Genomic DNA, 21,685 nt, shown 5'->3' on the forward strand with positions numbered 1-21,685 from the left:
ATTGTGTTTTCAGACGACCTCGCTTCATACAATGGCTACATCTTCCACTTGAAGTTCAAGGTTACATTGCGCGGCTGTCCGTAGAAATGTCCTTGGTAGGTAGCGCGGTGGGCATAGCTTTCGTAATAGCGTTTGTCGGTCAGGTTGTCGACTTTCAGGCTGAGCTTGGTGTGTTTGGAGGGCTCGTATTGTACGGTTGCATGCCAAACGGCGTAACCGCCCAAATATTGTTTCTCTCCGTTCACCATAATCGGGCTGGATTTGCTTTGGACGTTCACACCTCCGCCCACCGTCCATTTGTGCGCCGCACCGGGCAGGCGGTACATGGTATTGAGGCGGAAGATATGTTGGGGCGTGTGCTGGCTGAAATCGACCCCGCGACCGTTGCGCTCTGCGGTTTTGGCGGCAGCAGTGGAGGTATAACGCCTTTTGTTGAAGGTATAGCCCGCAAAAATCTGCCAGTCGTCGGTGATGTTGCCGGCAATTTCGGCATCAATACCGCGGCTTTCCATGCGTACAGGCGTGTAGATGGCGCGGTCGCCGCGTACCCAAGGACGGATATTGCCCGTTGCAAGGTCTTTACCCAACCATGTATCTGTGGGTTGGTTGTGTTTTTCGGTTTGAAACAAGGAGAGGGTGGTGTTCAGCCCGTTGTTGTTCCACGCGCCTTTCCAGCCGATTTCGTAGCTGTTGCCCATTACAGGCGGCAAGAGCTTGTCATTGATGTCGTAATAATCGCCCGAGTATTTGAAAATGCTGGTGTAGCTGGCATATAGGTTTTGTTGCGGGGTGATATCGTAGGTAATGCCTGCGTAGGGGATGAAACGGCCTTTTTTATAGTGGCTGTCGGGGGTTTTCATCCATGACAGATATTGTGATTGCCGCCAGCGGCTGTAACTTGTACCGAGCAGGATGTGCCATTTATCAGCAATGTTCAGGCGGGTGGCTATGGTCGCTGTGTGGGTGTCGGGAACGGTTTTACGAATTTCGAGATTGCGGGTCGTGTTCCAATCAGGTTTGGCAATTTCATCACCCGTCCAAGAAAAAACAGGATAGTTGCCATCTTTCAAGGGTGTGCCTCTCCACATATTATCGAATTTTTCTTTGGTGTATTCATAGCCCGCGTAAAACTCATGTTCGCGGCCGAACCAATCAAATTTTCCTTCTAAATCGCTTTGCACAGTCCATTGACTGTTGTTGCGATCGCTTCTGCCAGTATAACCGTCACTCAATGTGCCTGCGGGCGAAATATTTTGCCGCTGCGGGACGTAACCATATTCGGTAACGGATTTGTTGCGGCGGTAATCAACGGAAGTGGTCAGATTCCAACGATCGCCGAAATAGTGCTTCCATTCGGCGAATATATTGGCTTTTTTGTAATCCGCACGATTCCAGTTCGCACCCAAATAGCTGTCGCGCGGCAATCGTAGGTCGCTGCCGTCGGGATTGGCAGGCAGCCCGAACAGGGAAGGTACATCTTTTTCACGGTGGTACATCGCACTCAACGTCAGCATATCGTTTTCACCGACTTGCTTGTCGATAACGCCGTAAATGATCCCTTTATTGCCGTCGCTGTTTTTACGCCAGCTTTTATTTTTTTCAAGTACGGCAACCGCGCGCCCGCGCAAGCCATTGTCGTGACTGAGAAATCCCGATACATCGGCGGAAGAGCGCAGCGTGCCGAAGCGGTCGGCAGTTGCATCAAATTCAAGCAGCGGCGCAGCGGTCGGGCGTTTGCGGATGGCATTGATGCTGCCGCCCGGCTCGCTTTGCGCTTTACGCAGACCTGTTGCTCCGCGCACGACTTCGATGCGGTCGTAAAGTGCGGTATCGGTCAGTTGTTTGGCATCGTGCGGATTATTGCCGCACATGGTACAGACAGTCGAATTGACACCGTCTTCGCTGATCTGAGCGATGTCGAAGCCTCTGGATTGAAAGCGGGTTTGGAAACCCTGTTTGTAAATATTCAGCCCTGTGGTGGTTTTCAACGCTTCTTCCAGCGTGGTCGCGCCCGAATCGTCCATTTGTTTGCGCGTAATGACGCTGACGGATTGCGGCGTGTCTTTTGGGGAGATCGGCAGGCCGGTGGCGGTGGACATGACCGGCACGGTATAACTGTCGCGCGAAGCAGTACGGCTTTGTCCGATTACGTTAACGGTGGGCAGGTCAACATGTTCCGTCTGTTCGGTGGTTTGGGCGGAAAGTTGCAGCGGGACGGCGGCAAGCAGGTAGGCATAACGAATCGGATGGTTCATTACAGCTCCTTCAGGTGGGGGTTAAGAGGTTTTTATGGAAAAAGGGGTCGTCCGAAAACTCAAACGGCAGTTTTCAGACGACCCCTTACTTTTACAACAACGGCAATTGTTCCCTGTCTGTCAGGAGCAGGTCGGGTAGATTGCCGAATATGATTTAGTTATTGTTTTTTTTAAAATTTTGCTACCGCAGACGGACTACATCTTCCATTTCAGGCTGAACACGGCATTGCGCGGTTCGCCGTAGAAGTTGCCGCTGTTGGCGGCACGGCTGTATTGGTTTTCGTAGTAGCGTTTGTCGGTCAGGTTGTTGATTGCCAGTCCCAGTTGCAGGTTTTTGCTCGGACGGTATTGGACGTTGGTATTCCAAATGGTGTAGCCGCCTTGCTTGATGGAGCCGTAGGAATTGGCGGTTTTGCTGCTGCTCTTCAAGCCAAGACCGACCGTCCATTTGCCGTCATCCACCGGCAGGACATAGCTGGTGTAGAGGCGGAACATATGCTTCGGCGTATGGCTGCTGAAGTTGTAGCCTTTTTGGCGCGATTCAACATTGCCGGTAACGCTGCTGCGGTTGGTGCTGCGGTTGAAGGTGTAGCCTGCGTAAACTTGCCAACGGTCGCTCAGGCTGCCGGAGATTTCGGCGTCCAGTCCACGGCTGCTTTGGTTGAGCGGTTCCCAGTAGGCGTGCGGTTTGGCATTGACGCGTTGGTTGTTGTTGTCTTTGTCGGTGCGGTAGAGGGCGACCGAGGTGTTCAGACGGCCTTCGTTCCATTCGCCTTTCCAGCCGAGTTCGTAGTTGCGTCCCATAATCGGAGGCAGCAGGTTGTCGTTGTAGTCGCGGTTCATCGTTTGTTTGAAGATGGACGTATAGGCGGCGTAAACGCTTTGTTTAGGCGTGATGTCGTAAGTGATGCCGGCATAAGGAACGAAGCGGTTGCGTTTGAGCGAGTCTGATGAACCTGCTACCCCGTCTTTGAGGTCGCGATCCCAATAGAAGTCGCGTTTCCAGCTGGTATAGCGTCCGCCTGCGATGATGTGCAGTTTGTCGGTAGGATTGATGCGCGCGCCCAAACCAAAGGCATGGGTAGTATAACGGCCGTCACCGCCACGGGCTTTGGCTGTGGCGGAATCCCAATCGGGTTTGGCTTTTTCGCTGCCGTTAAAGGCATCTGCGTCATAGGTACTGCTGTCATCAAACCAGCGGTTGCTTGAGTTCACGTTCTCTTTGGAATAGCTGTGCATGAAGAAGAGATCGTGATTTTGGCCGAAAGCAAAGATGCGGCCGGTCAGGTTGTTTTGGAAAGTGAACTGGCGGTTGCCAGCATCGTAACGGTCGAAGCTGTATGTGGTTCCCAGGCCGTCTGTACCGATGCCGTTACCTGTGCCGCCCAGCGTGTAATATTCTTTTGAACTGGTGTTCTTACGCCAGTCCAACTTGCTGCTCAGTTTCCAGTTGTCGTTGAAATAATGTTCAAACTCGGTAAAAAGATTGTATTTTTTCAGGCGGGCTTCGTTCCAATCCGCACCCAGATAGCGGCTGCGTTTCCACTCTTTGCCGTCTGCACGCATAGGCAGGCCGTCCGGATCGGGTGTTTCGGTTTGGTTGAGATAGCTTGCGCCCCAAGTAAGTTTGCTGTTGTCGCCGATGTCTTTGTCCATTACGCCATACAGAAGGACGTCGCGGCCACCGGATTGGTCTTTGAAGGTTTTGTTGCTGCCAACCGAGCCGACAAAGCGTCCGCGTAGGCCGTGTTCTTGGCTTAAGGTGCCGGATGCATCAAAGACGCTGTTTACTTTGCCCCATGAGTTTGCCATCAAATCGGCGGAAAGCTGGCGTTTTGCAGTCGGCTTTTTGCGGACGGCGTTTACCGTGCCGCCGGGTTCGTTGTTTGCCTGTGTCAAACCTGCCGCACCGCGCACCACTTCAATGTGGTCGTACATTGCCATATCAGTTGCACTGGTCGGGTCGCCGGCCGGGCCGCCTAAGCCGAATCCGCCGGGAGAGCCGAGTTGCGTGGCAATGCCGTCTTCTTCAAACTGTTCGATAAAATAGCCGCGCGACATGAAATGCGTGCGTCCGCCGCTTTTGAAAACATTGATGCCCGTAGCGTTTTGCAACGCACCTTCTAAGTCGGTGATGCCCTGGTCTTCAATTTGTTTTTTAGTAATGACGCTGACAGATTGGGGAATTTCCCGCGGAGAGAGCACCAGCCCTGTGGTTGAGCGCAGGGCGGATACGGTGTAGCTGTTTTGACTTTCAGTGCGCAGGCTTTTGTTTTTACCCACTACGGTAACTTGCTCCACTTCAGCCTGTTGTATCTCTTCGGCAGCTTGTGCGGCTTGGGGTAATGCAGCAAGGTAGAGGGCAAGTGTGCTTAGTTTGAATAGTTTCTTAGAATGATGCATTTTATGAGGTCCTTGATAAAGAAAGGTCTGTTTGTTTTTAAATATTGGCAGCAATATCTGTTTAAATTGAGCCGTTATTTTTTATAAGCCGTTTTGTTTTAATAATTAAATATAAATCCTCGAATCATTTTATTTGATTCAATTTTAATATTGTCAACCCATCGGGTCAAAAAAAGGTTGCCATCGGAAAGGGAGCCGTTGGCAACGAATGGAGGTGGTAATGCAATGAAAGCTAGATATAAGGGGTAGTGCCAAACTAGCCATAAAGAACTATATCGAAACTGTAAGAAAAAGCAATAACAAGTTGTCTGTTGCTTGCAAAGTTTTTTAAACAGCTTGTCCTAAATCAAATTTTTGAGTCATGACTTGTTTAGTTGATGCAGGGATTGGTATTGGTAGCTCTAGTTGAATTGTTTACAGGCCGTCTGAAAATTGCCGGGGTTGTTCGGCTATAATGCTGTTTTGGTTTTTTAAGGCCTTTGCAAAAATACGGTTTCGTTGTTTTAGACTGAATGTGTACCCGATATGTTTGTAAAGGTCTTGGGGTATGAGGAGAATGAGATGAAGAAAGTTTTGGTGTTGCAACATGGGGATTTGGGCGCTTGCGACTGGTCGGCATTTGGCGGTTTGGTGTCTGCGCCATCAGGGAAGTCGGTGTTGCGTGTGCCGGTTGATGATGATTTTGAATTGACGGACGAGATGCGTGCGGCGTTGATTGCGCAGCAGATAGATGGCGCGGTGTTGCCGGATGTGGCTTTTGCTGATTTGGGACTGATTGTCAGCGATATGGATTCGACGCTGATTACGATTGAGTGTGTGGATGAGATTGCGGCCGGTGTCGGGTTGAAGGATGAGGTGGCAGCGATTACGGAGCAGTCGATGCGCGGCGAGCTGGACTTTGAGCAGTCTTTGCGTAAGCGTGTGGCTTTGCTGGCCGGTTTGGACGAGCGCGTGTTGGAAGAGGTGTACGAGAATGTGTTGCAGCTGTCGCTGGGCGCGGAATTTTTGTTGGAAGAGTGCAAACGGAATGATGTGAAGTTTATGCTGGTGTCGGGCGGATTTACGTTCTTTACGGAACGTCTGCAACAGCGTTTGGGCTTAGATTTCCATTTTGCGAATGTGTTGGAAGTGGAAAACGGCAAGCTGACAGGCCGTCTGAAAGGGCGGATTATCGATGCGCAGGCTAAGACGGATTTATTGCGTGAATACCGTGAACGTCTGGGTTTGGCTTCGTGGCAGGTGGTGGCTATGGGTGATGGTGCGAACGATATTCCGATGATACGGGAGGCGGGATTCGGCATTGCTTATCGGGCGAAACCGAAAACCGAAGCGAATGCGGATGCGTGTGTGCGCTTTGGTGGTTTGGAGCGGATACGCGGTTGGTTTGCGTAAACCGTTTGAGGATGTTTGTCAGTCAGGCCGTCTGAACAATCGGGAAACCGGTTTTCAGACGGCCTGATGTTTTATAAGGCGATAAAACGGTAGCCTTCGGCATCGACTTCGAGAATGGAGGCGTAATTGTCGCGCCAGTCGCCGAGTACGATGCGGGTGTAATCGGCGTTACGATGGATGTTTTCGCGGTGGGTATGACCGTGGATGAGCAGGGGCGTGTGGAAGCGTTGGACGGTTTCGTGGGTAAAGGCTGGATTGACGTCCATGATGTCGGCAGTTTTGTGTTGCTTGTCCTGTTTGCTCTGCTTGCGGATTTTGGTGGCGATGTTCAGTCGGAGTGTGAGCGGCAGGAGCAGGAACAGGCGTTGCAGCCATTTTTGATGGACGGTACGGCGGAATTTTTGATAAGAATGGTCGTCGGTGCAGAGGGTGTCGCCGTGACAGAGTAGGGTGGGCATGCCGAATAGGTCAATCACGGTGTACTCGGGCAGTAAGGTCATGCCGGTATCGCGGGCGAAGGTTTTGCCGATGAGGAAGTCGCGGTTGCCATGGATAAAATAGCAGGCGACGCCGCGCTCGGTCAGGCTACGGATGGTTTGCTTGATGGTTTGCACCAAAGGGCTGTTTTCGTCATCGCCGATCCAAAAATCGAAAAGGTCGCCGAGGATGTACACGGCTTGGGCGCGGGCGGCTTTTTCTTGGATAAATTTTTGGAAGAGAGCGGTCAACTGAGGATGGGATTCGCTCAGGTGCAAATCGGCGATGAAGTAAATCGGCATGATGATGTGGGGCGTATGGGAAGGGTTTTATTATAACTTGGGTTGTCGCGTTTGGATTTGGGCTTGGTGTTTTTCGTTTGTAATGCGGTGATTTTGTTGTTTTGATTGGGTGTGATAAAGGCCGTCTGAAACATCTTTTCAGACGGCCTTTATGGTTTATTGGGCTTTGCCCTGATAGGTGATTTTTTTCAGCGTCTCTTCTTGGTACAGGTCGGTAATGGGGACGCTATAGAAGAATTCGTTGCTGCGGACAAAGCGGTTGACCAAGTCTTTGTCGATGTGGAGGACGTGGTGCCGCAGTTTGTTTAGGCCTTTGAATATCATGGTGCTCCAACGCATATAGCCGTCTGAATTGGGGCGGATGTCGTTCATGGCGTCAAGGGCGAGGAGTTTGCGGTTTTGCTCCTCTTTGTCCAAAGGATGGGAATAGATGCTTTGGAAGTAAAACGGCTGTTCGGCAAGCGGTGGCAGGCTGAGGGAAGAGCCTACTTTGCCGATTGGGAAGTCGTCGCTCAGATAATGGATGGTGTGCAAAAACAGATTGCCGCGGCGGTAATTGATTTTGCGCAGGGCTTCGATGGCGGCCAGCGTTGTGTGTTGGTGGTCGGGATGCGTGTCAATATTGGGGGAAGGCGACACGATAATGTCCGGCTGGAATGTTTCTATCAGGTAGCCGAGATTGTCCACCAAGCTGTTCCAGGTTGAGCCGGGCTTGAGTTGTTGCGCCAATGAGGAGGTGTTGGCACGGCGGAAAATGTCGACGTCGGTCGTATCGATTTTGGTCGATTTAATCTCTTTTTCCGGATTTTGGCGCATGGCGGTCAATGTGCTGTCGAAGTAGCCCAGTTGCAGGATATTTTCAGACGGCACTCCGGCTAAAAGGGGAACGGTCAGGCTGTTCCAAACGCGCATCCTGCCTTTTTGCAGATATTGTGCCTGAGTGTCGCAGTCGCATTGGCCGTAAAGATTGCCATAGTGGAAGCTGCCGCCTTCGCTGGCGGTTAAGGTGCAGATCATTGAATTGGCGGCGTGTTTTTCGTACAAACCGTATGCGCTGAGTTCAGCATCGTCAGCATGAGGCGCGAGGACAAGGATTTTTTTGCCGTCGAGGTTTTCACGCGGATAAACAGAGAGTTCGATTTCTTGGTCGGGCAAGGTTAGGTATTTGCCTTCCAGGCGGATGGTTTTGTCGCTGTCGGAGAAAGTATCGCTCAGATTGATATAGCGCACGCCTTTTGCACCGTACTCGAAATATTGCTTCCATTTGCCTTTAGATGAAATGGTTTCCACAAAAGGCAATACCAGCAATCCTGCCCAAGTGGATTTGATACGGATTTTGGCAATAACGGTATCTTGTCCGCTGATAGCAGCGGGTAAAGTCAGGCTGCCACCCTTGAGGGTAGCATGCGCGGTAGAGGGAAGGGAGGGATAGTTATAGTCTTGGTGTGTGTTGTAGGCAAACTGTTTTTTATGAATAATTGAAGTAATAATAAGCAATGTAACAAAAAAAGTCAGTATCAGCCCCGTTAGTATTAGAAACATTGTCAGGTTCCTTTATCGTATAACAGCTATGATATTGCTTGCGAAGATTATTTGTTTGTTTTTATTACAAACGGTTAATTTTCACACCCTAACGTCATTAAAGTGAACATTTAAAATAAAACAGTTTGCGGGTTGATTATATATAAACGACTAAAATGTAGAAAGGCCGTCTGAAAAATTTGAAAGAAATTTCAAAAATTTCAGACGGCCTTGATATTTTAAAGGTTAAGCCGGTAAATTATGCTTCTTTTGTTTCAACTGTTTTCTGACGCAGACGCAGGCCCAACTCGCGAAGTTGTTTGTCGTCGACCACATTAGGTGCATTTGTCAGCAGACATTGTGCACGTTGTGTTTTCGGGAAGGCAATCACGTCGCGGATAGATTCGGCACCGGTCATCAGGGTAACCAGACGGTCGAGACCGAATGCAAGGCCGCCGTGAGGAGGCGCACCGAATTTCAGGTTGTCCAAGAGGAAGCCGAATTTCTCTTGTTGCTCTTCAGGACTGATTTTCAGCGCGGCAAATACTTTCTCTTGTACGTCTGCGCGGTGGATACGGATAGAGCCACCGCCGATTTCCCAGCCGTTCAATACCATGTCGTAGGCGCGGGCCAAGCAGTTTGCAGGGTCGGAAACCATCAGGTCTTCATGACCTTCTTTAGGAGCGGTAAACGGATGGTGTACGGCAACGTAGCGGTCAGCTTCTTCGTCGTATTCGAACATTGGGAAGTCGACCACCCACAAAGGCTTCCATTCGTCTACGAAGTAGCCGTTGTCTTTGCCGTGTTCCAAGCCGACTTTAATGCGCAATGCGCCGATGGCTTCGTTCACGACTTTGGTTTTGTCCGCACCGAAGAAGATGATGTCGCCGTTTTGCGCGCCGGTACGCGCAATGATTTCTTTCAGGGCGTTTTCGGACAGGAATTTCACGATTGGAGATTGCAGGCCGCTGTCTTCGCCGTTGGAGAGGTTGCTCACATCGTTTACTTTGATGTATGCCAGACCTTTCGCGCCGTAGATGCCGACAAATTTAGTGTACTCATCAATTTCTTTGCGGCTGAATTTCGCGCCGTTAGGCACGCGCAGAGCGACCACTCGGCCACCTTTCATGTCAGCTGCGCCACGGAAGACTTTGAATTCTTCCGTTTTCATCAGGTCGGTCAACTCGGTAAATTTCAGGTTGATGCGCATATCCGGTTTGTCAGAGCCGTAGTAGAACATGGCTTCAGAGTAAGGCATGCGTGGGAAGTCGCCTAAATCTACGTTCAAGGCATCTTTGAAGACTTGTTTGGCCATGCCTTCGGTGATGTCCATGATTTCATCCTCGTTCAGGAACGAGGTTTCCAAGTCGATTTGAGTGAATTCAGGTTGGCGGTCGGCACGCAAGTCTTCGTCACGGAAACATTTGGTAATTTGGTAGTAACGGTCGAAACCGGCCACCATCAGCAATTGTTTGAACAATTGTGGAGATTGCGGCAGAGCGAAGAATTCGCCCGGATGAACGCGGCTTGGTACGAGATAGTCGCGTGCGCCTTCCGGAGTGGAGCGGGTCAGCATCGGAGTTTCGATATCGATGAAGCCTTGTGCGTCCAAGTAGCGGCGAACGCCCATAGCGACTTGGTAACGCAGACGCAGGTTGCGTTGCATAGTAGGACGGCGCAAGTCGATAACGCGGTTGGTCAGGCGAACGTTTTCGCTGATGTTTTCATCGTCGATTTGGAACGGAGGCGTAGCGGCAGCGTTCAAGACTTCGATTTCTTTGGCAAGAATTTCGATTTTGCCGGAAATCATTTTGTCATTGGTGGTACCTTCAGGACGGTTGCGTACGCGGCCGGTAATGCTCAAAACGTATTCGTTGCGGGAAGAATCGGCAGCGGCAAATGCTTCCGGAGTGTCAGGGTCGATAACGACTTGAACGATGCCTTCGCGGTCGCGCAGGTCGATAAAAATCACACCGCCGTGGTCGCGTCGGCGGTGTACCCAGCCTTTGACGGTAACGGTTTGGTCTAAGTATTGCTCGCTGATAAGGCCGCAATAGTTGGTACGCATAAAATCACCTTTTTATATTGTTCAATTTGAAAAAGAAGGAAAGGCCGTCTGAAAAAAGAAGACCTTAATTGTTATGTTCGGTATCACCGTCTTTAGACGGTTTTTGAGCGGGTAGGGCTTTAACCGGTAAGTCGTCCGGCATCACCATGCCCAGCGAAATTACATATTTCAATGCCTGATCCACACTCATGTTCAGCTCGCGAACGTCGCTTTTTTTAACCATGATGTAATAGCCGCCGGTCGGGTTGGGCGTGGTTGGGACGTAAACGGAAATATAGTCGTCATCTTGCGGCAGGCTGCCTTTGAGTTTGTCGGGGATATGGCCGGAAACAAAGGCTATCGTCCAAATGCCCGGTTGCGGAAAGGGAACCAGTACGGGGGTTTTGAACGAGCGGCTGCTGTCGGAGAGTAGGGATTCGGAAACTTTTTTAACGCTGGAGTAGATGGATTTGACGACGGGAATGCGTCCCAAAAGGCTGTCCCACGCGCCGAGAATCCGTCTGCCTAAAACGTTGGCGGCAAATACGCCGGTAACGAACAAGACGACGGTGGCGGCAACAATGCCCAAACCGGGTACATTAAATCCCCAGAAATGCTGGGGCTGCCAGCTTTCCGGCAATAGGCTGATCAGTCTGTCGGCGGCGGATATGATGTAGGTCATCGCCCAGATGGTTACGGCAATCGGCAACCAAACCAGTACGCCTGTAATCAGGTATTTCTTTAAAGCCTTGGCGATTTTTCCGCTTTCGGCTGCGGCTTCTGTCATCTTTGTTTCATTCCGGCAAGTTTTGCCCAAACTTTGCATTATACGCGTTTGGGCGCTAGGAAACGAGTATTTTAAACGAATGGCTTGTTTTGTTTTATTGTTTCAGACGGCCGCCTTGATTGCACAGGCCGTCTGAACAATATGGGGGGAATTAGATTCCGTCCCAGTCGTTGAACATCAGGCCGAAGCCGATGCCGTTTTGTTTGTGGTTGTAGTCAATCAGGCTTTCGCCGTAGCCGTGGAAACCGCGGACAACGCCTTTGAGTTTGCCTTTAATTGGGAAGGTATAAGCAGCTTCAACGGCACCGCGTCCGCTTTTGGGGTTGTAACGCAGGACGGAATAAACATTTTGCTTATCGTTGAAGCGGTATTGGACTTTCAAGTCGCCGTAGCCCATGTATTTGTTGATGTCCGGATTGTCGTCGTCATCTCCTTTTTGGTCGAAGGCGCGCATCCAAACTCTAGGAATGACGGTCAGCTTGCCCCATTCCATGCCTGCCATGGCGTAAACCCGGTTCCATGAGCGGGATTCGGGGCGGCTTTGACCGTTGGACTGGTGAACAAAACCTGCGCCAACCATACGCAGTTTGCCACCGAAAGGCAGGTCTGCTTTAACGGGTTGGGTAATGAAGATTTCGGGCTCGTAGTCGGTATTGCGGAACGGTGCGGATTTGCGGCCTTGGTTGAAGATTTGCCAGTCGGATTTTTGGGTGTAGCCAAACCATACATCGGCACGGGTTTTGAATAAATCTTCGGCAATCTTGCTTTTGAAGGAAACCTGCATTTTGGTTTCGAGGCGTTTCTGCTCGCTGAATTTTTCCTGCGTGGTTACGCCGCGACTGGGGGATTCCGGGTAGTAGTTGGGGCTGCTGTTGTACCAAACGGGCATGAGGTACATAGGATTATGCTCGCGTACGCTCAACAGGCCGCGTGTGTCGTTTTTATCCAAATCGTACATCAGGCTTAAAGGCGTGTAGCTGTCGGCAGTTTCGCTTAATACGTCGTCTGAAATATTCGGATGGGTAGGGTTGTCGAATACGATGGCCGCTTCTTTTTTCTCAATGCTCTTGCGGACGCTTTGTTCGAGGTCAACCGGTGTTTTGGCGGTTTCGGTTTGCGCTTGCGGCAGTGGGGATTGAGGGGGGAATTGCGCCGAGTAGATGTTGTCGTAACACGCCAAACGGGTGGCATTGTCTTGAATGGTGGTGCAGTGTAGGGCGGCGGTATCGGCGGCGGCCAGTGGGGCGGCAGCAATGAATCCGATACTTAGGGAATGTTTCAACATCTTGTTCATGAGAGTTTCCGTTGTTTTTCAGACGGCCTGATGAGAGGGTAAATGGTTTATTCAGTCGGTTTGAATTGTGAATACGGCAATGCCCCTGAAAGGCAAGACCTCAGGGGCATCGTATCAGCTCGATTATCCTGCTTTGGTTGTCAGGATTTCCGGCATCTGCGTCAGTATTAAGCCAAAGCTTTTACTTTAGCAGACAGACGGCTTTTATGACGGGCTGCTTTGTTTTTGTGGAATACGCCTTTGTCAGCAATGCGGTCGATGACTTTAACGGATTCTTGGTAAACTGCTTGAGCAGCAGCTTTGTCGCCGGCTTCAACTGCTTTCAACACTTTTTTCACAGCGGTACGGAATGCAGTACGCAGGCTGGCGTTGTGGGCGCGTTGTTTAACCGACTGGCGGGCACGTTTACGGGCTTGTGCGCTGTTTGCCATATTGAATATCTCCTGAAAAATAAATTCTGTAAACGCGCAATTTTAAAGACAGATTTCCTTGTGTGCAAGCTTTTTCTCTATAAACGCGCGCAAATCAGCCGTATTTTGCCCAAAAACGACAGCCGGTGCAACGCTTTTGGGAAAAAGATGATGTTGCTTTGCCTTATTTCAATAAAAATCAGATGGATATTGCTTTTCGTTTGCTTACGTTTCCATTACAATAGCCTAACTCTGCGCCGGGGTGTTTATGGGGTGCAGGGTTTCTTATTTATTGACATTAACCACTCTTTCATCAGGAATCTGCCCGTATGAAAAAATCTGTATTAGCCGTATTGGCCGCATTGTCTTTGGCCGCGTGCGGCGGTGGCGAGAAAAAAGCCGAGCAACCTCAAGCAGGCAGCGCGCCTGCTGCCAATGCCGAGGCAGCCGCTACCGATACTTTGAATATTTACAACTGGTCAAACTACGTTGACGAAAGTACAGTCGAAGACTTCAAAAAAGCCAATAATTTGAAGCTGACTTACGATTTGTATGAAAACAACGAAACGCTGGAAGCCAAAATGCTGACCGGTAAATCCGGCTATGACTTGGTTGTGCCCGGTATTGCCTTCCTGCCGCGCCAAATTGAGGCAGGTGCATACCAAAAAATTAATAAGGATCTGATTCCGAACTACAAAAATATCGACCCTGAATTACTGAAGATGTTGGAAACCGCCGACCCGGGCAATCAATACGCCGTTCCTTATTTCTCCGGTGTGAACACTTTGGCGATTACTGCGAAAGGTAAAGAGCTTTTGGGCGGCAAGCTGCCTGAAAACGGCTGGGATTTGCTGTTTAAACCTGAATACACCAATAAGCTGAAATCTTGCGGTATCGCTTTGTGGGATACTCCGAGCGAAATGTTCCCAATCTTGTTGAACTACTTGGGTAAAGATCCTAAAGGCTCGAATCCTGAAGATTTGAAAGCGGCGGCGGAAGTTTTGAAAACCATCCGTCCTGACGTGAAACGTTTCAGCCCTTCCATCATTGACGAATTGGCGCGCGGCGACATCTGCTTGGCGGCAGGTAACGGCGGCGACTTGAATTTGGCCAAAGCGCGTTCTGAAGAAGTGAAAAACAATGTCGGCATCGAAGTGTTGACTCCGAAAGGCATGGGCTTCTGGATTGAATCTTGGCTGATTCCGGCCGATGCGAAAAACGTCGTCAATGCCCACAAGTACATCAACTACACGCTGGATCCCGAAGTGGCTGCGAAAAACGGTATCGCCGTAACCTTCGCGCCGGCCAGCAAACCTGCACGCGAAAAAATGCCTGCCGAGCTGGTGAACACACGTTCTATTTTCCCGAACGAGCAAGATATGAAAGACGGTTTCGTCATGCCTCAAATGAGCGCAGATGCGAAAAAACTGTCTGTCAACTTGTGGCAAAAAATCAAAGTCGGTTCAAATTAATATTGAGCTGATTGTTTGAAACGAAGGCCGTCTGAATTTTTTCAGACGGCCTTTTTTGATGTCCCAATCTTTATCGTTTCAAAGCCAAAGTCAATACGCCTGCGGTTACCAAGCCTAAACCTACCCACTCCTGCGTGCTTGGGCGTTCGTCTAAGAAAACGACAGCCATCAGAGCGACTAAGACCAGGCTGAATTTATCGACGGGTGCAACTTGCGAGGCGTTGCCCAGTTGCAGGGCTTTGAAGTAGGCGAGCCAAGAGGCGCCGGTGGCGAGGCCGGATAGGATGAGGAATGTCCAGTTGCGGCCGGTAAAGCCGTTCACGCCCTGCCATTTGCCGGTGTAGGTTAAAAACAGTACCAAAGCGGCGAGGATGACCAAGGTGCGGATAAAGGTGGCGAAATCCGAATCTATGCCCTGCAAACCCATTTTGGCAAAAATGGCAGTCAATGAGGCGAAGCCTGCCGATGCCAATGCCCAAAACAGCCATGCGTTGCTGCTCATGTTTTATTCCTTTGTTTCAAATTGTTGACAATATGAATCCGCTTGTTGAGGAAATATCAAAATTTTCACTGCGGTTTGTCTTTGGAAAACGCTATAATAGAACTAATATTCTTTTTCTTCCAGCTGTCTTTAATGGTATTGTTTCAGACGGCCTTTCCCTCTCTCAATAAAGGAAAATCATGAGCTTCAAAACCGATGCTGAAATTGCCCAGTCTTCCACCATGCGCCCGATTGGTGAAATTGCCGCCAAGCTGGGTTTGAACGTTGACAACATCGAGCCCTATGGTCACTACAAAGCTAAAATCAACCCTGCCGAAGCGTTCAAACTGCCGCAAAAACAAGGCCGTCTGATTTTGGTTACCGCCATCAACCCGACTCCGGCGGGCGAAGGTAAAACCACTGTAACCATCGGTTTGGCGGACGCGTTGCGCCATATCGGCAAAGACTCGGTTATCGCCCTGCGCGAGCCTTCTTTGGGTCCGGTGTTTGGTGTTAAAGGCGGTGCGGCAGGCGGCGGCTATGCTCAAGTTTTGCCGATGGAAGACATCAACCTGCACTTTACTGGAGACTTCCATGCCATCGGCGCGGCGAATAACTTGCTCGCCGCCATGCTCGACAACCACATCTACCAAGGCAACGAGTTGAACATCGATCCGAAACGCGTGCTGTGGCGTCGCGTGGTCGATATGAACGACCGTCAGTTGCGCAACATCATCGACGGCATGGGCAAACCTGTTGACGGCGTGATGCGTCCCGACGGTTTTGACATTACCGTTGCGTCCGAAGTGATGGCGGTATTCTGTCTTGCTAAAGACATCAGCGATTTAAAAGAGCGTTTGGGCAACATCCTCGTCGCCTACGCCAAAGACGGCAGCCCCGTTTACGCCAAAGATTTGAAAGCGAATGGCGCGATGGCGGCATTGCTCAAAGATGCGATTAAGCCTAACTTGGTGCAAACCATCGAAGGTACGCCGGCCTTTGTACACGGCGGCCCGTTCGCCAACATCGCCCACGGCTGCAACTCCGTTACCGCCACCCGACTGGCGAAACACCTTGCCGATTACGCCGTAACCGAAGCAGGCTTCGGCGCGGATTTGGGTGCGGAAAAATTCTGCGACATCAAATGCCGTCTGGCAGATTTGAAACCTGATGCGGCTGTCGTTGTCGCCACTGTCCGCGCGTTGAAATACAACGGCGGCGTAGAACGTGCCAACCTCGGCGAAGAAAACCTCGACGCTTTGGCAAAAGGTCTGCCTAATCTCTTGAAACACATTTCCAATCTGAAAAACGTATTCGGCCTGCCTGTGGTGGTTGCCATCAACCGCTTCGTATCCGACTCTGATGCCGAGTTGGCTATGATTGAAAAAGCTTGCGCGGAACACGGCGTTGAAGTTTCTTTGACTGAAGTATGGGGCAAAGGCGGCGCAGGTGGTGCAGACTTGGCGCACAAAGTTGTCAACGCCATCGAAAATCAACCGAATAACTTTGGCTTTGCCTACGATGTTGAGTTGAGCATTAAAGACAAAATCCGTGCGATTGCTCAAAAAGTGTACGGCGCGGAAGATGTTGATTTCAGCGCGGAAGCGTCTGCCGAAATCGCTTCACTGGAAAAACTGGGCTTGGACAAAATGCCGGTCTGCATGGCGAAAACCCAATATTCTTTGAGCGACAACGCCAAACTTTTGGGCTGCCCCGAAGGCTTCCGCATTACCGTACGCGGCATTACCGTTTCTTCCGGTGCAGGCTTCATCGTTGCATTGTGCGGCAATATGATGAAAATGCCGGGTCTGCCGAAAGTTCCGGCTGCCGAGAAAATCGATGTGGACGCAGAAGGAGTGATTCACGGCTTGTTCTGATTTAGATTGATATTGAAATAGATAAAGGCCGTCTGAAACCGAGGTTTCAGACGGCCTTTTATGATTTAAGTGAATTTCAACCGGCTTTTTAAGAAATTGAAGAACTGGTCTATCATACCGAACAACGTATTGCGGTCTTCGCCAAACAAAGAGATGCTGCGGTCTTTGCTGATTCTGTCATAAGCGGCAAAAATGGTTTTCAGTTCTTCGGTGGTTAAACGCAGTTGCTTTTCATGCAAGATTCGACTTAAGAGAGTGACTTCTACTGGGTTTAATTCAGGGAAAAGGTGGCTGAACCATAATTCCATGGTGTATTGGACGGATCTGTTGATTTTGTCTCTTTTTTTGCTTTCTTGAGCGGTGTGTATCCTGTAAGACAATAAAGGCTCGGGCAGGTTGGCAAAGGTTTTTCCATGTAGGGCGCATTGCACCCACATATGGAAATCGGGCGCAGTTTCTGTCGCGGTGTAGTTTATCCCGAGGTTTTTAATACTGTCGTGCCGCCACATGGTTGTGGGGTTGAACATGTTTTGGGCGGCAAAGGAGAGAAAGGCTTTAATGTCTTTGTCGAGCAGGGGGAGGTCGCTTAAAACGGGTTCTCTTCCGGTTTGGTCGTTGAAAAAGATGGTGGCTTGGCTGCCGACAATATCGATTTCGGGATGGCTGTCTAAAAACTGAATCTGTTTTTCAAAACGATCCAAGGCGCAAATATCGTCCGCGTCCATTCGTGCCACATATTCGACCTCTACGTCTTTGAGCATATCCATGGCAAATTGGCAGGCAAACGGCTCGCCCTTATTTTCCGGAAGATGGAAAACCTGTAAACGTGAATCTTTGGCTGTGTAAGCCTCGAGGATTTCGCCGGTTTTGTCTGTTGAAGCATCGTTGATGGCGATGACGAAAAAGTCGCGGAATGTTTGATTCAATACCGAATCCAAGCATTCGGGCAAATAAGCTTCGGCACAATAGGCCGGCAGAATAACGGCGAGTTTCATGTTTGCTTTCGATGTGTTTTGATGTGTGGTCGGTGGAAGATTTTACTATAAATTTCTCAAAAACTAAGGCCGTCTGAAACCTTATTGCCAAGTTTTTAGACGGCCTTAGTGTGAATCCGATATACGGATTATTTAACGATTTGGTTCAATTCGCCTTTGGCGTATTTGGTTGCCATTTTTTCCAAAGAAATCGGTTTGATTTTGTCTGCTTGGCCTTCGCAACCGAATGCGAGGTAGCGGTCAAGACAGATTTGTTTCATGGCTTCGACGGTTTTGCTCAAGTATTTGCGCGGGTCGAATTCGGATGGGTTTTCTGCCATGAAGCGGCGGATGGCACCGGTAGAGGCGAGGCGCAAGTCGGTGTCGATGTTGACTTTGCGCACGCCGTGTTTGATGCCTTCGACGATTTCTTCAACCGGTACGCCGTAGGTTTCACCGATTTTGCCGCCGTGTTCGTTGATGACTTTCAGCCATTCTTGCGGAACGGAGCTGGAGCCGTGCATCACGATGTGGGTATTAGGCAGGGCTTGGTGGATTTCTTTGATACGGTCGATACGCAATACATCGCCTGTGGGCGGACGGGTGAATTTGTATGCGCCGTGGCTGGTGCCGACGGCAATAGCCAATGCGTCAACGCCGGTATCTTTAACGAAACGTACGGCATCTTCGACGCTGGTCAGCATTTGGTCGTGGGAAAGTTTGCCCACTGCGCCTACGCCGTCTTCTTCGCCGGCTTCGCCGGTTTCGAGGTTGCCCAATACGCCGATTTCACCTTCAACAGACACGCCGCAAGCGTGGGAGAAGTTAACCACGGTACGGGTGGCGTTGACGTTGTATTCGTAGGTGGACGGAGTTTTGCCGTCTTCCATCAGCGAGCCGTCCATCATCACGGAGGAGAAACCCAGTTGGATAGAGCGTTGGCACACATCAGGAGATGCGCCGTGGTCTTGGTGCATCACAACGGGGATGTGCGGGAATTCTTCGACTGCGGCCAAAATCAGATGGCGTAGGAATGGGGCACCTGCGTATTTGCGTGCGCCTGCGGATGCTTGAACGATAACGGGGGCGTTGACTTGGTCGGCCGCCTCCATGATGGCGCGCATCTGTTCGAGGTTGTTAACGTTGAATGCGGGCAGACCGTAGCTGTTTTCGGCAGCATGGTCCAATAATTGGCGCATGGATACGAGTGCCATGAGGAGCTCCTGAAGTAGTGAAGGGTAAATTTATCCGATAAATTATAATGTTTTTTGAAATGAAAAACTACAAGCTGCTACATTGTTTTTATATATTAACGAACAGGGTCTCGGTTTATAATGGCGTGGTATTGAAAACGGGTGTGCAAAATGGATAGGATTTCGGTGGCCGAGTGTGATAAGCCTTTGTTTCAGACGGCCTTGACGGTGCAGGTGGGAGATGTGAACTATGGCGGTCATCTGGCGAACGATGCGGTGTTGCGTTTGTGCCATGAAGTGAGGATGCGTTGGCTGGCGAAGCTGGGTTGGAGTGAAATGGACGCCGGAGGGGCAGGCCTGATTATGGCGGATGCGGCGGTGCAGTATTTGGCGCAAGGCCATCATGGCGATGAGCTGTCGGTGGAAATGGGAGCGTCGGGCGTGGCCGGTGTGGGCTTTTCTTTGCTGTACCGTATCCGCAGGATTTCAGACGGCCTTGTGCTGGCGAAAGTGCAGACAGGCATGGTGTGTTTCGATTATGGCAAACAGCGCGTCTGCCGTTTGCCTTCGGCATTGAAAACGGTATTGGAGGCCGTCTGAAATGGCGGAATCAAACAATTTTGCGCTCCATTTTGAACGCTATCTGAAAACCTTGCTGCAACAAGGCAAGTCGGAACATACCGTTTCCGCTTATCGGCGCGATTTGAGTGAGTTGATGCGCCTGTTGCCCGATAATCTTGAAAACGGCCTGCCGACGCGCCGTGATTTTGTGGCGGTATTGAAAAAGCTGTCGCAAAAGGGCTTGAGCGAAAGCAGCTTGGCGCGGAAATTGTCGGTGTGGCGGCAGTATTGCAGTTGGCTGGTGCAGACAGAAGTCATGGAAAGCGACCCGACATTTAATATGAAAGCGCCGCGCCTGCCCGAACGCCTGCCCAAAGCGCTGCCGCAAGAACCTTTAAACTATATCCTTGACCATGCGCCTGTTGATGACGAGTTGGACGTGCGCGATAAGGCCATGTTTGAATTGATGTATGGCAGCGGTTTGCGCTTGAGCGAGATACAAGGTTTGAATCTGGACGGTATCGTTTTGGACGAAGGCTGGGTCAGTGTGAAGGGTAAAGGCGGCAAGCAGCGGCAAGTGCCTTTGGTGGCTAAAAGCATTGCGGCATTGCGTGATTATCTGGCAGTGCGTATTGCCAAAGTGGGCGAGCAGGCCTTGTTCACCAATAAGAACGGCGGCAGGCTGGGGCAACGTCAAATCCAAAAACGCCTGCAGGCGTGGGCGGTGCGCGTGGGCAGTGCCAGCCATATCTCGCCGCACATGATGCGCCACAGCTATGCAACCCATCTTTTGCAGGCATCGGGCGATATCCGCGCTGTGCAGGAATTGTTGGGACACAGCAATCTTTCCGCTACGCAAGTTTATACCAAGCTGGATTTCGACCATTTGGCGCGCGTTTATGATGAAGCGCACCCAAGGGCGAAACGGAAAAAATGATTTTGTTTGAGTCAGGCCGTCTGAAAGAATGTTTTCAGACGGCCTGATGTTTTATGGATAAAAATACAGATGGTTTGAAACCATTTGAATTTTTATCGGTCTGATGAGGTTTCAATATTGGTCTGATGTGCGGATGGCATAAAGATTGTAAGAGACGATGGCTTTTGCAATACCGTTTATCTTTTCAGACGACCGCTTGTTTGATAATATTAGTAATGAGAGCTAATATCATATTATGATATGCAGCCTTTAAAACAGCAGGTCTATAAACTTTCTATATAAGCATTAATGCTTATTTTGACTGTAAAACGACTTGCAAACGGGAATTGTTGCTATTAACATAACGGAATTATGGATAAAAAACGAATTTTAACTCCAGCCGTCGTGACTTCCGTTGCGTTGATTCACGTCGGCTTGGTTGCACTTTTATGGCACGCGCACAAACCGCCTCCTGTCGAAATGGCGAATATTGAATTTGTCGATTTGGGCGATTTCGGCGGTGGCGACGGCAGCCCTGAAGGCGAAGGTGCACCTGCCGCCCCCGAGCCTACCCCCGAACAACCAAAACCCAAGCCGAAGCCCAAACCTAAGCCTGTCGAGCCGCCTAAACCCGTTATCAAACCTGTGGTAACGAAAAAAGAAAAAGCGGATATCGTACAGCAAAAGGAAAAACCGAAACCTATCGAAAAACCTAAGCCCGAGCCTAAGCCGGAACCCAAACCTGAACCGAAGCCCGAGCCAAAACCTGAACCAAAACCAGAGCCGAAGGCGGAACCTAAACCATCTCCCAAAGCATCTGAATACTCAGGCAGCAAAACCGGACCGAATACTGCGGAAAACGGTAAAGGTAACGGTGAAGGCAAAGCCTTGGGTGGAGAAGGAAAAGGTAACGGCGGCGGTACGAAAGGTACAGGCAGCGGCCGTGGCGAAGGCAGCGGATCCGGCAGCGGCGGTGCGAAAGGCGAACATGGCTCCGGCACAGGTGGCGGAGGTGGTGGCAGTGGTACAGGTGTTGGCAGCAGTAAAGGCAATCCTGCAAAAGGAACCTGCCATATTCCAAGACCTCCGTATCCTTCACTATCCACTGAAAATGGTGAAGAGGGCTTGGTTGTTTTGAAAGTCTTGGTTGGTCCCGGCGGTAAAGTGGATTCAATCAGTGTGAATAAATCAAGTGGTTATAATCGTCTGGATAATGCAGCGCGTAAAGCCGTTAAAGATGGTAGCTGTCATGCAAGCGTTTGGACTGAATTTAAAGTACCTGTCAAATTCACGCTCGAATAAGTATCTAGGCCTAAGCTGATT

17 protein-coding genes are annotated in these 21,685 nt (G+C 50.3%); 6 read left to right on the top strand and 11 right to left on the bottom strand.

The window, feature by feature from the left end; translation table 11 throughout:
• Positions 1-35: 35 nt before the first annotated feature.
• Together KCG55_RS05975 and KCG55_RS05980 are read right to left on the bottom strand one after the other, a co-directional pair.
• On the bottom strand, positions 36-2,255 hold the full coding sequence (locus tag KCG55_RS05975; RefSeq protein WP_254322339.1) for a TonB-dependent siderophore receptor: 2,220 nt from the start codon (positions 2,253-2,255) through the stop codon (positions 36-38).
• A 195-nt stretch (positions 2,256-2,450) separates the two neighbouring features.
• The gene (locus tag KCG55_RS05980; protein ID WP_254322341.1) at positions 2,451-4,658 is read right to left on the bottom strand and encodes a TonB-dependent siderophore receptor; all 2,208 of its coding nucleotides are present in this window, start codon (positions 4,656-4,658) and stop codon (positions 2,451-2,453) included.
• 561 nt (positions 4,659-5,219) lie between these two features.
• Here KCG55_RS05980 and serB point away from each other — a divergent pair.
• Positions 5,220-6,050, top strand: a complete 831-nt coding sequence (serB, locus tag KCG55_RS05985; RefSeq protein ID WP_254322343.1) for a phosphoserine phosphatase SerB — start codon at positions 5,220-5,222, stop codon at positions 6,048-6,050.
• Positions 6,051-6,121: 71 nt separating this feature from the next.
• On the opposite strand, the gene lpxH is transcribed toward serB, so the two are convergent.
• From lpxH to rpsT, 6 genes are all read right to left on the bottom strand, one after another.
• Positions 6,122-6,832 (bottom strand): UDP-2,3-diacylglucosamine diphosphatase, encoded by a 711-nt coding sequence (gene lpxH, locus KCG55_RS05990; RefSeq protein ID WP_254323642.1) that lies wholly within the window; start codon positions 6,830-6,832, stop codon positions 6,122-6,124.
• Positions 6,833-6,985: 153 nt separating this feature from the next.
• Complete coding sequence (locus KCG55_RS05995; protein ID WP_254322345.1) at positions 6,986-8,371, bottom strand: PIG-L deacetylase family protein; 1,386 nt, start codon at positions 8,369-8,371, stop codon at positions 6,986-6,988.
• A 238-nt stretch (positions 8,372-8,609) separates the two neighbouring features.
• Positions 8,610-10,418, bottom strand: a complete 1,809-nt coding sequence (aspS, locus tag KCG55_RS06000; RefSeq protein ID WP_254322347.1) for an aspartate--tRNA ligase — start codon at positions 10,416-10,418, stop codon at positions 8,610-8,612.
• Positions 10,419-10,482: 64 nt separating this feature from the next.
• Complete coding sequence (locus tag KCG55_RS06005; protein ID WP_254322349.1) at positions 10,483-11,184, bottom strand: DUF502 domain-containing protein; 702 nt, start codon at positions 11,182-11,184, stop codon at positions 10,483-10,485.
• Between the two features lie 151 nt (positions 11,185-11,335).
• Positions 11,336-12,478 (bottom strand): phospholipase A, encoded by a 1,143-nt coding sequence (locus KCG55_RS06010; protein ID WP_254322350.1) that lies wholly within the window; start codon positions 12,476-12,478, stop codon positions 11,336-11,338.
• Positions 12,479-12,645: 167 nt separating this feature from the next.
• Positions 12,646-12,909, bottom strand: coding sequence for a 30S ribosomal protein S20 (gene rpsT, locus KCG55_RS06015; RefSeq protein ID WP_002212556.1), 264 nt, complete (start codon positions 12,907-12,909; stop codon positions 12,646-12,648).
• Positions 12,910-13,217: 308 nt separating this feature from the next.
• Between rpsT and KCG55_RS06020 the strand changes: the two genes are divergently transcribed.
• Entirely contained in the window at positions 13,218-14,360 is a 1,143-nt protein-coding gene (locus KCG55_RS06020) for an extracellular solute-binding protein (protein WP_137041143.1), read from the top strand.
• A 70-nt stretch (positions 14,361-14,430) separates the two neighbouring features.
• Here the strand turns inward: KCG55_RS06020 and KCG55_RS06025 are convergent, their stop codons facing one another.
• Positions 14,431-14,862, bottom strand: coding sequence for an EamA family transporter (locus KCG55_RS06025; protein ID WP_063076147.1), 432 nt, complete (start codon positions 14,860-14,862; stop codon positions 14,431-14,433).
• Positions 14,863-15,041: 179 nt separating this feature from the next.
• Here KCG55_RS06025 and KCG55_RS06030 point away from each other — a divergent pair, with 179 nt between their 5' ends.
• On the top strand, positions 15,042-16,718 hold the full coding sequence (locus KCG55_RS06030; RefSeq protein WP_070589361.1) for a formate--tetrahydrofolate ligase: 1,677 nt from the start codon (positions 15,042-15,044) through the stop codon (positions 16,716-16,718).
• Positions 16,719-16,783: 65 nt separating this feature from the next.
• On the opposite strand, the gene KCG55_RS06035 is transcribed toward KCG55_RS06030, so the two are convergent.
• Both KCG55_RS06035 and fba read right to left on the bottom strand, forming a co-directional pair.
• Complete coding sequence (locus KCG55_RS06035) at positions 16,784-17,713, bottom strand: glycosyltransferase family 2 protein (RefSeq protein ID WP_254322351.1); 930 nt, start codon at positions 17,711-17,713, stop codon at positions 16,784-16,786.
• A 128-nt stretch (positions 17,714-17,841) separates the two neighbouring features.
• The gene (gene fba / locus KCG55_RS06040) at positions 17,842-18,906 is read right to left on the bottom strand and encodes a class II fructose-bisphosphate aldolase (protein ID WP_254322353.1); all 1,065 of its coding nucleotides are present in this window, start codon (positions 18,904-18,906) and stop codon (positions 17,842-17,844) included.
• Positions 18,907-19,056: 150 nt separating this feature from the next.
• On the opposite strand from fba, the gene KCG55_RS06045 reads away from it, so the two are divergent.
• The 3 genes from KCG55_RS06045 (at position 19,057) to KCG55_RS06055 (ending at position 21,664) form a co-directional block, all read left to right on the top strand.
• A complete protein-coding gene (locus KCG55_RS06045) occupies positions 19,057-19,485 on the top strand; it encodes an acyl-CoA thioesterase (RefSeq protein ID WP_254322354.1) in 429 nt (142 codons plus the stop codon).
• 1 nt (position 19,486) lies between these two features.
• Entirely contained in the window at positions 19,487-20,383 is an 897-nt protein-coding gene (locus KCG55_RS06050) for a tyrosine recombinase XerC (RefSeq protein WP_254322355.1), read from the top strand.
• A 351-nt stretch (positions 20,384-20,734) separates the two neighbouring features.
• Complete coding sequence (locus KCG55_RS06055; protein ID WP_254322356.1) at positions 20,735-21,664, top strand: energy transducer TonB; 930 nt, start codon at positions 20,735-20,737, stop codon at positions 21,662-21,664.
• Positions 21,665-21,685 lie beyond the last annotated feature (21 nt).

The sequence above is a fragment of the Neisseria subflava genome (assembly GCF_024205745.1).
Classification (GTDB): Bacteria; Pseudomonadota; Gammaproteobacteria; order Burkholderiales; family Neisseriaceae; genus Neisseria; species Neisseria flavescens_B.